This is a genomic window from Fredinandcohnia onubensis, from assembly GCF_002734215.1.
GTDB lineage: Bacteria > Bacillota > Bacilli > Bacillales > Bacillaceae_L > Ferdinandcohnia > Ferdinandcohnia onubensis.
Map to the genome: position 1 here is coordinate 321,278 of NZ_NSEB01000012.1, position 15,195 is coordinate 336,472.

Below are 15,195 nucleotides of genomic sequence, written 5' to 3' on the forward strand. Positions count from 1 at the left end.
TAAGTGTAAAAGAGTGAAATAGTTGGATAGGAATATCTAGCACTAAACTTAAACACTGGTCCTAAGCCTCTCCTCAAACAACCTCCTCTTCGCTTCAAAATCCAAATCATAAACAGGATTTTCTACGTGTTGTTTTACCCACTCCGGTACGAGTATCTAATGCCTTTTATCCAGGAGGTTGGCTTTCCTGTTGTTGTGACATTGTACCTACTGCAGCGTATCGAAACGAAGCTAGATAGTGTCATAGATTCGATTCATATGCTGCCACATAGCATGAAGGCCACACCGCCGTATGAGTCAAAGAAAGGTATATCGTAGGGAATGGACATCTAACGTGTTTAGTCTAACTCAAAAAAAAGTGGAGGCAAAAAAAACTGGGAGTAATTTTTCCTACAAAGGAAATTTCTCCCTTTTTTTATGGTATCTTATCTCTTACATGTTGCTTGACATTTAGCTTCTCCCTCTTCTCTGTATTTCCGAATTCGATACTAATATACGGTTGGGCAAATTGATTCAAGAATATCCACTTGTTAACGATATGGCAATGTATAGTAGCCCTATATCTCATTCAATTCTCTTATTATTCGTTTATATAAAACTAACAATTTGAAACCTCAAATTATCGTCTGTTTATTTTCAACAATTACAGCTATTCCCTGACCAACACCTATACACATAGTAGCAAGTCCGTATTTCACTTTCCTTCTCTGCATTTCATGTAGTAGAGTTGTTAGTATTCTTGCCCCACTTGCACCTAGAGGATGACCCAGTGCTATTGCACCCCCGTTAACGTTTACTATTTCTTGATCGAATTCTAATTGACGAATGCATTCCAATGATTGTGAGGCAAACGCTTCATTTAATTCAATTAATCCGATTTGTTCCTTAGATAGACCACTGCGTTTCAAAGCTTTTCTTGTAGCATAAATCGGCCCGAGTCCCATTATTGATGGTTCTAACCCTGCGGTTGCACCTATAACATACCGAGCCATGGGTTTGATCCCTAATTGCTCTGCCTTTTCCGCACTCATTAACAAAAGTGCTGATGCTCCATCATTTACTCCAGATGCATTTCCAGCAGTAACAGTGCCACCTGAAAAGATAGGCTTTAATTTAGAAAGTTTCTCCAATGTTATTTCGGGACGTGGATGCTCATCATTTTCTACAATAATTTCATTCCCTTTTCCGTCCCGTATACTGACAGGTACAATTTCATCAACAAACCGATTTTCTTCAATTGCTTTCTTTGCCTTTAATTGACTTTGTAACGCAAACTGATCTTGCGCTTCCCGAGTAACAACAAAACGTTCCGCAACATTTTCAGCCGTTTTAGGCATCGATTCTGATCCATACATTTCTTCTAGTTTCTTATTTATAAATCTCCAACCAATGGTTGTATCGTTAAGTTCCATGGAACCTCTAGGAAACTCTTTATCAGGCTTCGCCATTACATATGGAGCACGGGTCATACTTTCGGTTCCACCTGCTATAAAGATATCTCCATCCCCTAAAGCAATTGCTCTAGCGGCGTATATCACAGCGTCCATACCAGAGCCACACAAGCGATTAAGCGTTGTGCCACCTACCTCAACAGGGAAATCTGCTAGTAGGGATGACATCCGTGCAACATTACGATTATCCTCTCCCGCCTGGTTTGCATTTCCGAATACAACTTCTTCAATTTCTGTAAGTGGAACACTTGGATTCCTTTTAATAAGAGCCTTGATTACAATGGCACCTAAATCGTCTGGACGAACAGTTTTTAAAGTACCTTTGTACCGGCCGATAGGTGTACGAACTGCATCAACTATTACTACTTCTTTCATTAATTATAATTCCTCCTTGCAAGCAGAGTTATAATCATAAACTCCTTTGCCAGACTTCCTCCCTAGTCTCCCAGCGCTGACATATTGCTCTAATAATGGGGCTGGCCGATATTTTCCACCTAATTTTTCATGTAAGTATCTTAAATTATTTAAACGGGTATCAAGACCCACTAGGTCTACAAGTTCAAATGGCCCCATAGGAAAATTAAGACCCAGTTTTATTGCTTTGTCTATTTCTGCAGGTGTTCCTACCCCCTCTTGTAGCATGTAGAACGCTTCATTTCCGACGAGTGCACTGATTCTACTTGTCACAAATCCAGGAAACTCGTTAATAACTACTACCTCCTTTCCCATCTTTTTCGCAACTCGCTTAATTACTTCTGTTGTTTCATCACTAGTCTCTAAACCTCTAATAATTTCAATAAGCGGCATTTTATGTACAGGATTAAAAAAATGCATCGCAATTGTTTTATCTGGCCTCCTACCATATGAGGCAATTAATGTAGGGCTCATTGTGGATGTATTTGTAGCAAAGTAACAATGTGCTGGTGCAAATTCTTCCATTTGTTTGAATACAGACTCTTTAATTTCATGTTTTTCCGGCACAGCTTCAATAATTAAATCAGATTCTTTTGCAACTTCGGCCAAACTTGTAGAAAATGAAAGTCTTTTTTGGGCTAAATTTGACTCCGATTCTAAAACTTTACCAAGCTCAATCCCCCTTTTAAAAATTATATCTATTTCATCTCTTGCACTGTCTAATGCCTCTGGCTTTACATCTACCACTGTAGTATTAAAGCCTGCAATAGCTGATATATAAGCAATTCCTCTTCCCATTGTTCCTGAACCCACTATTAAAATATTTTTTATCATCTTTCGTCCCCACCTTAAATTATTAACCTTAACTCCGGTGATCTAAATTCATATTCAGAATAGAAGGTGTCTTATACATTTGACTAAAATAGCCAATGTTGTCAACTTCTAGTTCAATTATAATTGTATAGAAACGGTCACACTTTCAAGGAAATCATTGATTCCTTCTTGACCTCCTTCTCTACCCCAACCGCTATTTTTTATACCACCGAAAGGAGATTCGATATAAGCAGAAACAGCACCGTTAACTCCTACATTTCCAACTTCTAGCTTTTCTGAAATACGCAATACACGCGTAATATCCTGCGAATATACAAAGGCCATTAAACCATAGGGAGTAGCTGTTGCTCGTTTTATTACTTCTTCCTCGTCCTTGAAAGTCAAAAATGTTCCTACAGGGCCAAAGGTTTCCTCCTTGCAAATGTCCATTTCTTCATTTGCATTCCTTATTAACGTAGGGCGATAATAATAGCCATCAGATAAGTCTACGCCATTAACAACATCCCCACACACATAGGTTTTGGCCCCTTTCTTTTTAGCATCATTGACCAGCCTCTCTACTTTATCAACGGCACGCTGGTTGATTAATGGACCAACATTTGACTCTTCTTGATGACCAGGTCCTACTTTAAGTTTGTTGATTTTTTGCATAAAGCGATCGAAAAACTCATCAGCAATTGATTCATGAACATAGATTCTGTTTGGGGAACCGCAGATTTGTCCGGCATTTCGAAATTTAGCATAAAGTAGTGAGTCTAAGATTTTTTCTTGGTCTACATCTGGAAATATGATACATGGGGAGTTTCCACCTAATTCCATATGTGTTTGCTTCAAATTGCTTGCTGCTTTAGCCGCCAATTGCCTACCTACGTTTGTTGAACCTGTAAAAGTAATTTTCCGGACGGCAGGATGTTCACAAAAGACATTTCCAATTTCTTCAGCATTCCCAGTAATAATATTTATAACACCATCTGGAAAACCCGCTGTTTTAACTAACTGCGCTAATATTAGTGCAGTTAAGGGTGTTTCTGGTGCAGGTTTAGCTACATACGTACAACCTGCAGCTACTGAAGCAGCCAATTTTCTAGCTATTATTCCAAAAGGGAAATTAAAAGGGCAAATTGATGCTACAACTCCAACTGGTTGTTTTATTACAAAAATCCGTTTATCACTGTCTGCTGGAGGAATGACTGTACCATAAATACGTTTTGCTTCCTCTGTATACCAACCTATATACGCAATTGCTGATCTAACTTCACCAATAGCCTCATCTAAGGTTTTTCCGCTTTCAGCTGATAATAAAGAAGCGATGGGTAGCAACTCTTTCCGTAATAAATTTGCTAGTCTAAACAAATATTTAGATCGCTCCCTTCCACTCTTAGCCGACCAAAGTGGGAATGCTTTAGATGCTGAATCAACAGCTAGTTCAGCCTCAACTCTTCCACCTTGTGGTACATAACCTAGTACGTTTTTTGTTGATGGATCATAGACTGGCTCCCATTCATTATTTACTGCTGTGATCCATTTACCATTGACAAACATATTTAAACGATTATCTTGGCCGATTAACTCTTCCCATGGAAATTTTTGTTTTATCATATTTATCCTCCCAACTTGTAACTCGGATTGTCAAAACTTTATATAGAATAGGTTGGTACATCCTATAATAGAGGGCTTTAAAATCAAAAACTTGCCACCCCTTAATTTAGGATAATTGTGAGTTTATCACACGACTCCAAAACCCTAAAAAAAGGATGTGACAAGCGATTACCTCACTCATTACTTTTATATTAGAAATGATCAGTTATACTGATCACCCTACAAACCGGTAATAAAGCGTAACAAAAACTTCAAGTCTATAAACCTAAAAACATGAAGAAATTTCAAAATAAAATGGTTTCAAGCTTATAAATCATTTTGTTTTTTTAGGTGCTTCATTTTTTCGAAAGGATTTTTACATGTATTGCAATAATAAATTTCTCGACAGAGTGTTGTTCCAAATTGCGTCTCTTGGACTGCATGAACAGAATTACAATATGGACAGTTCACCTGATTGTTCAAAGCAACAGCAATTCCATATTCTTGAAGTTTTTCAACACCTGTTTTACTTATTAGCTCGGCACCCCAATCACCATTAAAGTCCCAGTCTACATGCACATTTATAGTTGTATGTTCCTTCTCTATCGTTTCTTTAACCAAATTTTCAATATACTCTAATGCGGGGCAACCCGAAAAGGTGGGAATGAGCTTAATTTGAATGGTTTTACTTGAAACCATAACATCTTTGACAATTCCTAAGTCCAAAATACTAATCGGCAATTCTGGGTCATCTATTGTTTCTAATAACTCATAAACTTGTTTTTTTCTAATTTCAACCGATAACATTTCCATCACATTCCACTCCTTTCTATTAACTCCAAACCATATCAGGACTTTCCCTATATACTGTGGTTAGCTCATCGTACAATAGAGAAAAACCTTCAGAGTGGATACCATCACGTCCACCTTTTTCTACTAATTTAGCAATCATTTGTTCTTCAGAATATGGAATGTCTACATTAAGTAGTGATAAGATCTTGTTTATTTTTTGTAATGATTGTGATAAAAATTCTTCCGGCTTCGAAGGGACATCCAAATATTTATCTGATATTTCTTTGTACAATGTACCTGAGAAAAAGTCAGAAATAAGGGGATATATCTCATCGACGGTTTCTTGTATCTTCATTCTTCCTTTTTCATCTTTTGAAATAATAAGTGCCCACTCTGTCCAATGTTCAAGGTGTATAGATTCTTCCCTCTCCATTATGTTAGAAATATTCTGAATTATTTCCAGTGAGAGCTTTTTACTAAATTTAAATCTTTCATTATCGACTACCTCATAGAATAATTGTTTGATTATTAATTTTACCCAATCATATTCATACCAATATTCAGCAAGACGGGAAACACGCAACTGCTCGGGCAACCGCTCATACATCAACATATCCATCTCTTTTTCTGATTTGGATTCTGTAATTGTCCGTAGCAGCATGCGGCAGTGACCCATTTCATCCTGAGAAATTGAGCCAATAGCGATATTTTCCTCTAAATCAGGACCATAATCGTATACCTTTTTAGCCATTAAATGTCCTACCCAAAATTCATCTTCAGCCCATTCGAGTAAAAATTGTTTAATTAGAGGGTCTATATTCATCACTTTTCCTCCTTTTGTTCATATGTGATAAGGTTTATATGTTACTGTCGGTTGACGGTAAGATTTTGCTTTAGCTAAACTCAAATACTCTGAATCCTCAATCGTATGAAACTGGTGTCTTTCAATAACAGTCAATTTATAGCAGTTTTCACGCCGTGCAAAAATTTCACGTGCGCTGTGTAGAGCGAGTCTTTCATTCGGCGCACGCACACTCCCAACATGTATTGGATTTCTCTCAGCTTGTTCATGTCTAATCACTTCATAAATTTTGAATTCATTCATGATTACTTCCTCCTTTTCTACGTTCTTTACTATACTTTTTTGATGAGTTCTCTAATCCAACGTGAGGATTCGTAACTTGTTTCAACTTTCTTACGCCAATATTCAGAACATGGACCATTCCCCTTTAAGACATGTTTGACCTCTTCCCAATTTGGCATTGTGTAACTCCAATACCCGGTTTCTTTATCTTTAACTAACTGTGGGTCATTAATTTGGTATCCAAGTGACTCAACTAAAGGAACAATTTTATTTAACCAATTGTCACGAATTGTATCGTTAAAATCTACTTTCACTTTCATTTTTAGTGCCTTATTCTTAGGTTTGTTTCGATCTGATGGGCCAAAATAAGCTAACATTCTTGGAAACCATAAATCTATCGAAGCTTGAATCGTATCTATTTGTTTCTTAGTACCATTATTTGTAATTTGTTTAATCATATTAACTGCAAGATTATAATGAAATGCTTCTTCTTTCATAATTTTACGTAAAGACCTTTGATATGGAAGAAAACTTGTATTCACTAAGGACTGAAATTGAACAATTGCTGCTGTGTTTTGTAACAACATACCGGAAACCATTTCTTCAAACGTTTTAAAATCATAATGAAAAATATTTAATAATTTATTTTCCCCACTTATATATCCTTCAACAATTTCTTCCCTTGATAGACCCATATCTTCACAAGATCGAATAAGGATATGCGCATGCCCCATTTCATCTTGGGATTTAGCCGTGTACATCATTTTTCGAATAATGGATGGATTTTTAGGGATCCATTCCGAAAATATCATTCCACCAACAATTTCTGCCAAAGCTTGAAATCCCATTACGCGTCTAACTTCAATTTTATATTCCTCAGGCATCCAATCTGTAGCATCAACCTTGCCGCCGTTTGATACATATTCAAAAAACTTTTGCTTTTTATCGACAGATATAGTCACTCTAAGCCCCTCCTCTAAATATTTAATTAACGTTAATTAAAATTACATCTTAAATATATGGATACCAACAGCTGCAGAATCTTCACCAATTCGACCACCTGAATTATGTGTTAATCCAATCTTGGCGCTTTGAACTTGTCGTTCTCCTGCATCTCCACGTAATTGCCAAACAATCTCACATATTTGTGCGACACCTGTGGCTCCGCTTGGATTCCCTTTAGATACCAATCCACCACTCGTATTGACAGGAATCATACCTCCTAAAGTTGTATCACCGTTTCCTATCAATCTAATACCTTCTCCTCGTTTTGCAAATCCAAGTGATTCATATAAAAGAAGTTCTGCTGGAGAAGTTGCATCATGAACCTCAGCTAAATCGACATCACTAGGATCAAGTCCAGCAATTGTATAGGCTTTCTGAACTGCTTTTTCGACAGCACTATTGCCACCCTCTAGATTAGGGGAGCCCGATTGGATGACTGATGCTGCAATACTTACTGCTTTATTTAATGTTTTTCGGTTTGAAACAGAACGGTTAGATAACACAATTGCTGCAGATCCATCTCCTATTGGAGAACACATGTACCGAGTCAATGGGTCAACTACTTTAGGAGAAGCCAGTATATCCTCTATACTTAATCGGTCTCTGTATTGTGCTAATGGATTTAAGGAAGCGTGAAATCGGTTCTTACTAGCTATTTTGGCTAAGTGAATTGGTTTAGCTCCATATTGGTCCATATATTTCTTTGCTTTTTTTGCATAAGATTCCATAAACACGCTGTTATTTTGTTCAGCTTGAGTTTTTTCAACATCTGTTGCCGCTGCTAAGGCACGAAAGGTTTTTTTTCTATCTTCATGATAGAGTTTTTCCGTTCCAACAACTAAAACTGTATTATACTGACCTAATTCCACTGCCATACTTGCTAAATTAAACGCGGTAGACCCGCTTGCACAGGCATTTTCTACATTGTAAATTGGTATCCCTGACAAACCAGAATCCCAAAAACTAACCTGCCCTCGGATACATTCTTGCCCCGTAATAAATCCAGCCATGGAATTAGCAAAAAATATTGCTTCAATTTCACTTTTTTCTACGTCTGCATCCTTCAACGCTTGTTCCACTGATAGTCGAGTCAAGTTCCTCAACGTTAATTCAGGGTATCTGCCAAATCTGGTCATACCAACACCAATAATAGATACTCTTTCCATGATTCATCTCCTTCTTAAATGTCCTTATCGTTTTAGTCCGTTAGATATCATTTGATAAAATATATCTACAATACTATCAATATCTACTTTTTCGTTCGGATCATACCATTTATAAATCCAACTACACGCCCCAAGAATTCCATTAACGACAATAGCTGGGTCTAATTCGATAAAATCTCCACTAGTTACACCTTGCTTATAAATATCTTGTATGTGTTTAACAAATATCTTTTCTTGCTCAGTTATAAGGAAAAAGTGTTCATCTGTAAGTTGCTGTTTTTCTTGAAAAAAAACTGTAAATATATCCATATTGTTTGAAACTAAGTAGAGATATTCCTTTACCGCCCTTTTCAATTTCTCGTCTGGGCTAATTGATTCCATAACAATTCGTTTCATAGCTTCTAAACCTAAATTCATTGTTTTTTGATAGATAAAGAATAATATCTCTTGTTTGTTTTTCACATGATAATATAAAGCTGGTGCAGTGATTTGTAATTCTTCTACCACGTCTTTTAGAGTTGCATTTTTATAGCCTTTTTCACGAAAAATTTTAGCAGCGTGCTCTATTATTTCAATACGCCTAGAGTTTTTTTTATTTTTCTTTCTTTCTATGGATTTTTCCATTTAATACACGTCTCCATCTTAGTTATCACTTAATTCTCACCAGCACGACAGCAGAAGCTTCAACCACTTTTTCTTCATGTTGGTTCGTACAATATCCTTTTAATTGAACAAATCCCGCCTGTAGCTTCTCTTTGAATGTCAAATTTTCTACAACCCATCTAGTTTGTATTGTGTCATTGGCAAATACTGGACTTGTAAATTTTCCTTGAATATCTGTATTAGCCACTGCAGTTCCTGAAAAATAGTTTCCTAATGCGCTTGCCATTACTCCTAGAGTAAAAGGACCAGGAAATATACGTTGCTTAAATTTTGTCTGATCCACAAATAACTGATTAACATGCACAGGATTAAAGTCGCCTAACAAGGCACTTCCTAAAACAAGATGTGTTTCTGTCAAGGTAATCGTAGAAGTAAACTCATCACCGATTTTTAAATCATCAAAAAATTTTCCTTGAGCTACATTAACTGTTATCATGCATAATTCACCTCTTTTTGGATTTCTAAAAACTTCAAAAATAAATCATTCGGAATTCTAATTGGTTTAAAATGATGTATATCGATAAATCTATGGTCGGTTCTGCCCCTTACCAAAGCTTTACCATACTCTTTAAAAATCTCAAAATGAATACTAAAACCTTTATCTGATAAATCCTGTAATTGAATTTTAACCACTAGTTTATCTTCTAATCTCGCAGGTTGAAAATAATGACACTGGCTATACACAATAGGGGTTCCAACATTAAATTCCTCTGATAATACTTTGTTTGATAAGCCAAATTTTCTAAGCATTTGAGCTTCTGCTTTTTCTGCATACGTGTAGTATCTTCCAAAATATACTACCCTTGCATAGTCAACATCATCGAAATCAACGATCAATTCAAAGTCCATCCACAGTTCCTCATTTCAACTAATTTGATTTTACGTAACGCACTATTTTTGATGGATTAACAAGATATTCCTTGTTCTTCACTTTCAAGAAATGATAAAGCTGAAGAATCCTACCTTAGGGCTTAAGTTGAGCACACCCTCCCTTAGTGCCTTTACTAAGGTAGGGTGCCTTTTACCTATGTTTATTTTCCAATTTGATTAATGTCTGTCGTGTCAGGTGCTTTTGGCTCAGATACTTGTGTCCAACTCTTATTAGGAATATTACTTTCAAAAACTCTTGTTTCAGTAAGTCCATAATGGCGATCAGGACTAAAAGTTAGATTAGACATTAACCCCTTCATATCAATATTTGACATACTTTCTGCTTGCGTAATAAATGTTTCAGGAGTAATGTCGTCCCCAACTGCTTTTAATATTTCAACTAAAGTAATCCCATTTACTAAGCCAAACATCATATTATTATTTAACGTTTCACCTGGAGCAAACTCTGAAACAATTTTATTAATTTCATCCAATCCCGGATCATCAAGTGGTGCGAAATAATCAACTAATAAATACCCTTCACCAGTATTACCTGCAATATCAAAGAAAGGATCACCACGAGAAGGCCCAGTTCCTATCACCAATGGGTCATATCCAATTTTATTTGCTTCTTTCATAAATTGTCCCGCAGTCGTATAAATACCAGCGACAAATACCTGCTCTACACCCTGTCGTTGCAGATTTGCAACTTGAGAACTTATATCCTCAGCACCCCTAGGAAAAGCTTCCTCAGCGATAATTTCTACACCCAGTGCTTTTGCCTCTTCTTTTGCACCATTTAAGAAATCAATACCGAAGTCATCGTCTTGGTATAACACACCAATCTGGGGATTAGAAATATCCAATTCTTTGGCAATATAATTAATTACTCTGCTTCCCTGTAGACTATATGGCACAGCTGAGCTAAAAATCATAGGTCGATGTGGAATATGGTTAACGGATGAAAATCCTAAACTAAAGGTTGGGACTTTATTTTCATCAATGAAATCATAAGCTCCCGCAAATGCAGCTGACCCCTGTACGCCTGCTAATGCAAAAATCTCGTCATTAAAGACTAGTTTGTTAATTGCAGTTGCAGTAGTGGCCGGATTTGCACCATTATCCTCAGTAAAAAGTTTGAGTTGTCTGCCGTTTATACCACCATTTTTGTTAATATAATCAAAGTACGCCTTCACCCCTACTTCCATTTGGGTCCCTGCGGCTTGATATGGGCCTGTTAAGTCCACCAACAATCCAATATTAATTGTTTCGTCAGTTATACCTCGACTATCATTCGATTCATTAGCAGTTTTGTTTCCACCCGCTGAACATGCTGACAAGACCACCAGACTTAGTAATACTGTGACTATAAACAAGCGTTTTACCATAATTTCACTCCTTACCTTTTAGTTTTAATTTGTCGTCTACTACCCTTAAACTACTTTCGTCAATTCTTATCAGCGCTACCTTCAAGCATTTTATATAAAGTGATTGAAAAGTAAACGTAATATTCAATCTATTCAGAGTGCTTATATGGAAATGAATCAAATTTTCCTTTAATATTTTTCCATATTCCATATAGTCCCTTTGGTTCAAACATCAGAAACAGTATAATGATTAGTCCATAAACACTTTGACTCAACAAAGCAAACATGGATGTTAATTGAGGAACTAAGTCATTAAAGAAATTTACAGCCATACGTAAACCTTCTGGAAGTATGGATATAAACAGAGCACCAATAACCGCTCCGGGTATAGTACCCATACCACCTGCAATCAGCATTGCTAAATATCCAATCGACATCTCAATACTAAAGTGATCAGGACTTATAAAACCTACCAAATATGCAAATAAACAACCCGCAATACCAGCATAAAATGATGAGATTCCAAAAGCTAAAACTTTGTACTTTATCAAATTGATCCCCATTGTTGCTGCCGCTACATCACTATCTCTAATAGCGACAAGGGCCCTTCCCAACTTACTACGAAACTTGATATTAATTGCCAAGATTATTAAACCAATGACAAAGGGAATTATTAAAAAGTAGAATTCTAACTGTGTGTTAACAACCCAAGACCCAATTACCGGTTTAGTTATGCTCATACCATTATGTCCACCAGTAAAATTGGAAAGCTTTGCAATGACATACAAAACAATAAAATGAAAAACAAAGGTAGATACAGCTAAATACAGACCTTCCAATCTTAATGCTGGCAACCCTACAATAAATCCAAATAACATTGTAATGATCGCAGTTAAAAAGAGAACGAGTATAAATGAGAATCCATAACTTGATAAAATCGCTGCCACATATGCACCAATTGCCACAAATGCTCCATGCCCTATTGAAATTAACCCTGTCAAACCGGTTAAAATATTTAATCCCAAAGCCCCTATTACAGCAATCAATGCAAAATTCAATGTGTTCAACCAATAATTTCCTAAAAACAAAGGTAATCCTAGTGAAAGAATGATCGCCAACGTAACATATAATTTTCGATTTACTGTATTGAGCAGAGTAATTTCTTGTCTATAGTTAATATGAAAGTTACCACTTCTAGCCAAATTTCCACCTCCCTTGAATTACCTTAAACTCTTTTGACCTCCACGGTGCCGTATAATCCATGTGGTTTGACCATTAAAACAATAAATAAAACAACAAATGCTGCTATCTCTTTAATATCCCCACCAATAAATCCTCCTGCAAAGGATTCCACCAAGCCAATCGTTACTCCACCTACAATTGATCCTTTAATACTATCTATTCCTCCTAGAAAAATAGCAGGTAGTGCTTTCAATCCTACTATATACATGCTTGGAGTAACGTAATTGATTTGGCTATAGAATATCCCTCCAATTCCTGCCACTAGTGTAGCGATAAGCCAAGAAATCATAAGAATTGAGATAACACTTATTCCCATTGCCTGTGCAACTTCTTTGTTTTCTGCCGATGCTCTCATAGCAAGACCAATTTTCGAATAACGAAAAAAGATAGTAATTGCAACAATTAAAATGGTACTGGATATAATCGTCCACAACTCTAATTCATATAGAGAAGCAGAACCTATTTTTAACGTTCCTTCACCGAAAAAAGATGGAATTCTTGTTTCTTTTAATCCAAACACAATTCCACTTAATCCTCTTAAAAAACTAGCAATCCCAATCGTAACCATAATAGAAGAAAGGACTGATTCATCAATAAACCTTTGCATAACAACCCGGTTTAAAAGGTAGCCGATTATAACCATACAAAGTAATGTAATCAGTAATGCTATTCCAATATTCCACTTCATATCAACTAAGAAGAATAGAGCAATATATGCTCCTATCATAACGAGTTCTCCCTGGGCCATATTAATGATTTTAGAAGCTTTGTAGATAACTACAAACCCTAATGCTACTAATGCATAAATACTCCCAACTGACAAACCACTTACAAATAACTGAAGAAGATATTCCATTACACAACTCCTTCTTTTTCAGAATACATACTTTCAATTACATCCTTATATTTCCCTTCTATAGATTCACGCCTTAGCATATAAATACTTGTTAATTCCTCATCACTTTGACCTAGTTCCTTATCTAACAAGGTAAACTTTTTAATGGTTTCTTCTAAAGGTAATAGATTGTTAATCGTACTAATCTCTTGTTGAATGAATGAGACCACTTTTTCATTCTCCACCATATTTATAAAGGTAGTGTACGGGATTTTATTTTTTTGCATCCAGTACCCTATATTCTTTACATCTATTTCAATTAATGCAGTAAGGTACTCGCGATCCTTGCCTATTAAGATCATTTCTTTTATATATGGACTAACTTTGAATTTGTTCTCAATTTCTTGTGGAGAGATTCTAGTCCCTTCCGAGGTAAAAAAGATATCCTTTTTTCGGCCGACTAAGTACAATTGCCCAGAATCAACAAATCTCCCAATATCACCTGTTTGCAACCATCCATCATCAACAGCTAAGTCGGTAGCTGTTGAGTCCTTATAGTATCCGGCGAAAACATTATTACCTTTAATTAGGACTTCACCTTCATTATTTAATGTAACCTCAACTCCAGGAACATTTTTCCCGACTGTGCCAAATAAGAGGTCATCCCCCTGATGGACGGTTACAAGTCCCGCGCATTCTGTTTGACCGTATCCTTCTCGAATTTCTAAACCTAACATATGATAAAACTTAATAATCTCAGGTGCAATTGATCCAAATCCATTAATACAAACGCGTGCTTGACGAAGTCCAAGATGATCTAACAATGGTCTGAACATTAGATAGTGAAAAAATCGATATTGCAATTTGAGGCCAAATTTGATGCGATCACCAGCATTTTTCTTATTAACATAAGTCAAGCCAACCTTAATACCTTGTTTATAGATAACACGCCCAAAAAATGTAGTTTCTTTCATCTTTATTAAGTGATTTGAGTAAATTTTTTCCCAAATACGGGGAACTGCAACAAATAGCGTCGGGGCAATTTCCTTAAGATCCTTTTCTACGGTTTCTACACTTTCTGCAAAATTTACGATTCCTCCAATATTAAGAGGAATATATAACGACATAATTCTTTCTAGCATATGGGGCAAGGGGAGAAACGAAACAACTGAATCTCCTTCATATAACTGACATACCGATTGAAATTGTATAACTGATGCAAGTATATTATGATGATTTATCATTGCCCCTTTAGGAGAACCAGTACTTCCAGATGTGTATACAATCATAGATACATCATGTTCTTCAATGGAAAACAAGTCTTCCAAATATGCATCAGGATGTAGATTACCATATTCTTTACCGATTTCTTGGACAGCACGAAATGTAGTAATCGAATCGCTTAGATAACGTTGAATTCCTTTCACATTGATTACGATGATCTTCTCTAGTTTAGGGAAGGATCCTTTACACTCTAATACTTTATCTAATTGCTCTTGATCTGAAACTACGCATACTTTTGCGTCTGAGTGGGATAGCATGAATCTTAGATCTGATGTAGTGCTACTAGTAGAAATCCCAACACTAATTCCGCCAATATGCTGTGTTGCTAAATCAGCATAAATCCATTCAGGGCAGTTATCCGCTACTATTGCGAGTTTATCACCCTTCTTAAACCCAGAAGCTTTTAACCCAGAAGCAAATAACTTAACGTGTTCATAATATTCATTCCAACTTGTTTCTTTCCATATCCCTAAAACCTTGTGTCGAATCGCTGGTTTATCCCCCAATCGTAATACTTGATTTACAAAAATGATTGGAATGGTATTATTAAGCAATAGTTTTTCTTTATATTTATCTTGAATCATAGGGGGAACCCCATCTACTGATAAAC

General features: G+C 36.2%; 16 protein-coding genes. 1 reads left to right on the forward strand and 15 read right to left on the reverse strand.

The window, feature by feature from the left end; translation table 11 throughout:
* The first annotated feature begins 159 nt into the window (after positions 1–159).
* Positions 160–318 (forward strand): YvrJ family protein, encoded by a 159-nt coding sequence (locus tag CKK03_RS16035; protein ID WP_099363745.1) that lies wholly within the window; start codon positions 160–162, stop codon positions 316–318.
* Positions 319–614: 296 nt separating this feature from the next.
* Here the strand turns inward: CKK03_RS16035 and CKK03_RS16040 are convergent, their stop codons facing one another.
* The 15 genes from CKK03_RS16040 to CKK03_RS16110 form a co-directional block, all read right to left on the reverse strand.
* Entirely contained in the window at positions 615–1,826 is a 1,212-nt protein-coding gene (locus tag CKK03_RS16040) for an acetyl-CoA C-acyltransferase (RefSeq protein WP_099363545.1), read from the reverse strand.
* 3 nt (positions 1,827–1,829) lie between these two features.
* Positions 1,830–2,699 carry a 3-hydroxyacyl-CoA dehydrogenase gene (locus CKK03_RS16045; protein WP_099363546.1) on the reverse strand — a complete coding sequence of 290 codons (870 nt, stop codon included), beginning with the start codon at positions 2,697–2,699 and terminating at the stop codon, positions 1,830–1,832.
* Positions 2,700–2,816: 117 nt separating this feature from the next.
* Entirely contained in the window at positions 2,817–4,298 is a 1,482-nt protein-coding gene (locus tag CKK03_RS16050) for an NAD-dependent succinate-semialdehyde dehydrogenase (protein ID WP_099363547.1), read from the reverse strand.
* Positions 4,299–4,604: 306 nt separating this feature from the next.
* Positions 4,605–5,090, reverse strand: coding sequence for a 1,2-phenylacetyl-CoA epoxidase subunit PaaD (gene paaD / locus CKK03_RS16055; protein WP_099363548.1), 486 nt, complete (start codon positions 5,088–5,090; stop codon positions 4,605–4,607).
* Positions 5,091–5,109: 19 nt separating this feature from the next.
* The gene (locus CKK03_RS16060; protein WP_099363549.1) at positions 5,110–5,892 is read right to left on the reverse strand and encodes a Phenylacetic acid catabolic protein; all 783 of its coding nucleotides are present in this window, start codon (positions 5,890–5,892) and stop codon (positions 5,110–5,112) included.
* Positions 5,893–5,910: 18 nt separating this feature from the next.
* Positions 5,911–6,174, reverse strand: coding sequence for a hypothetical protein (locus CKK03_RS16065; RefSeq protein ID WP_099363550.1), 264 nt, complete (start codon positions 6,172–6,174; stop codon positions 5,911–5,913).
* A gap of 29 nt (positions 6,175–6,203) precedes the next feature.
* On the reverse strand, positions 6,204–7,115 hold the full coding sequence (locus CKK03_RS16070; RefSeq protein WP_180271276.1) for a Phenylacetic acid catabolic protein: 912 nt from the start codon (positions 7,113–7,115) through the stop codon (positions 6,204–6,206).
* 42 nt (positions 7,116–7,157) lie between these two features.
* Positions 7,158–8,324, reverse strand: a complete 1,167-nt coding sequence (locus CKK03_RS16075; RefSeq protein ID WP_099363552.1) for a thiolase family protein — start codon at positions 8,322–8,324, stop codon at positions 7,158–7,160.
* Positions 8,325–8,348: 24 nt separating this feature from the next.
* Positions 8,349–8,948, reverse strand: coding sequence for a TetR/AcrR family transcriptional regulator (locus tag CKK03_RS16080; RefSeq protein ID WP_099363553.1), 600 nt, complete (start codon positions 8,946–8,948; stop codon positions 8,349–8,351).
* A gap of 25 nt (positions 8,949–8,973) precedes the next feature.
* Complete coding sequence (locus CKK03_RS16085) at positions 8,974–9,423, reverse strand: MaoC family dehydratase (RefSeq protein WP_099363554.1); 450 nt, start codon at positions 9,421–9,423, stop codon at positions 8,974–8,976.
* Entirely contained in the window at positions 9,420–9,836 is a 417-nt protein-coding gene (locus CKK03_RS16090; RefSeq protein ID WP_099363555.1) for an acyl-CoA thioesterase, read from the reverse strand. Before CKK03_RS16090 ends, CKK03_RS16085 begins: the two co-directional genes overlap by 4 nt.
* A 182-nt stretch (positions 9,837–10,018) precedes the next feature.
* Positions 10,019–11,245: an ABC transporter substrate-binding protein gene (locus CKK03_RS16095; protein ID WP_099363556.1), complete on the reverse strand. Its 1,227-nt coding sequence runs from the start codon at positions 11,243–11,245 to the stop codon at positions 10,019–10,021.
* Between the two features lie 128 nt (positions 11,246–11,373).
* Positions 11,374–12,426, reverse strand: a complete 1,053-nt coding sequence (locus CKK03_RS16100) for a branched-chain amino acid ABC transporter permease (protein WP_099363557.1) — start codon at positions 12,424–12,426, stop codon at positions 11,374–11,376.
* 23 nt (positions 12,427–12,449) lie between these two features.
* Complete coding sequence (locus CKK03_RS16105) at positions 12,450–13,322, reverse strand: branched-chain amino acid ABC transporter permease (RefSeq protein ID WP_099363558.1); 873 nt, start codon at positions 13,320–13,322, stop codon at positions 12,450–12,452.
* Positions 13,322–15,169: an AMP-dependent synthetase/ligase gene (locus tag CKK03_RS16110; RefSeq protein WP_180271277.1), complete on the reverse strand. Its 1,848-nt coding sequence runs from the start codon at positions 15,167–15,169 to the stop codon at positions 13,322–13,324. The genes CKK03_RS16105 and CKK03_RS16110 overlap by 1 nt, the downstream gene beginning before the upstream one ends.
* Positions 15,170–15,195: the final 26 nt, after the last annotated feature.

Coding starts and splice junctions, on each gene's coding strand:
- CKK03_RS16035 (WP_099363745.1), top strand. CDS start 160: ATGCCTTTTATCCAGGAGGTTGGCTTTCCTGTTGTTGTGACATTGTAC.
- CKK03_RS16040 (WP_099363545.1), bottom strand. CDS start 1,826: ATGAAAGAAGTAGTAATAGTTGATGCAGTTCGTACACCTATCGGCCGG.
- CKK03_RS16045 (WP_099363546.1), bottom strand. CDS start 2,699: ATGATAAAAAATATTTTAATAGTGGGTTCAGGAACAATGGGAAGAGGA.
- CKK03_RS16050 (WP_099363547.1), bottom strand. CDS start 4,298: ATGATAAAACAAAAATTTCCATGGGAAGAGTTAATCGGCCAAGATAAT.
- paaD (WP_099363548.1), bottom strand. CDS start 5,090: ATGGAAATGTTATCGGTTGAAATTAGAAAAAAACAAGTTTATGAGTTA.
- CKK03_RS16060 (WP_099363549.1), bottom strand. CDS start 5,892: ATGAATATAGACCCTCTAATTAAACAATTTTTACTCGAATGGGCTGAA.
- CKK03_RS16065 (WP_099363550.1), bottom strand. CDS start 6,174: ATGAATGAATTCAAAATTTATGAAGTGATTAGACATGAACAAGCTGAG.
- CKK03_RS16075 (WP_099363552.1), bottom strand. CDS start 8,324: ATGGAAAGAGTATCTATTATTGGTGTTGGTATGACCAGATTTGGCAGA.
- CKK03_RS16080 (WP_099363553.1), bottom strand. CDS start 8,948: ATGGAAAAATCCATAGAAAGAAAGAAAAATAAAAAAAACTCTAGGCGT.
- CKK03_RS16085 (WP_099363554.1), bottom strand. CDS start 9,423: ATGATAACAGTTAATGTAGCTCAAGGAAAATTTTTTGATGATTTAAAA.
- CKK03_RS16090 (WP_099363555.1), bottom strand. CDS start 9,836: ATGGACTTTGAATTGATCGTTGATTTCGATGATGTTGACTATGCAAGG.
- CKK03_RS16095 (WP_099363556.1), bottom strand. CDS start 11,245: ATGGTAAAACGCTTGTTTATAGTCACAGTATTACTAAGTCTGGTGGTC.
- CKK03_RS16105 (WP_099363558.1), bottom strand. CDS start 13,322: ATGGAATATCTTCTTCAGTTATTTGTAAGTGGTTTGTCAGTTGGGAGT.
- CKK03_RS16110 (WP_180271277.1), bottom strand. CDS start 15,169: ATGATTCAAGATAAATATAAAGAAAAACTATTGCTTAATAATACCATT.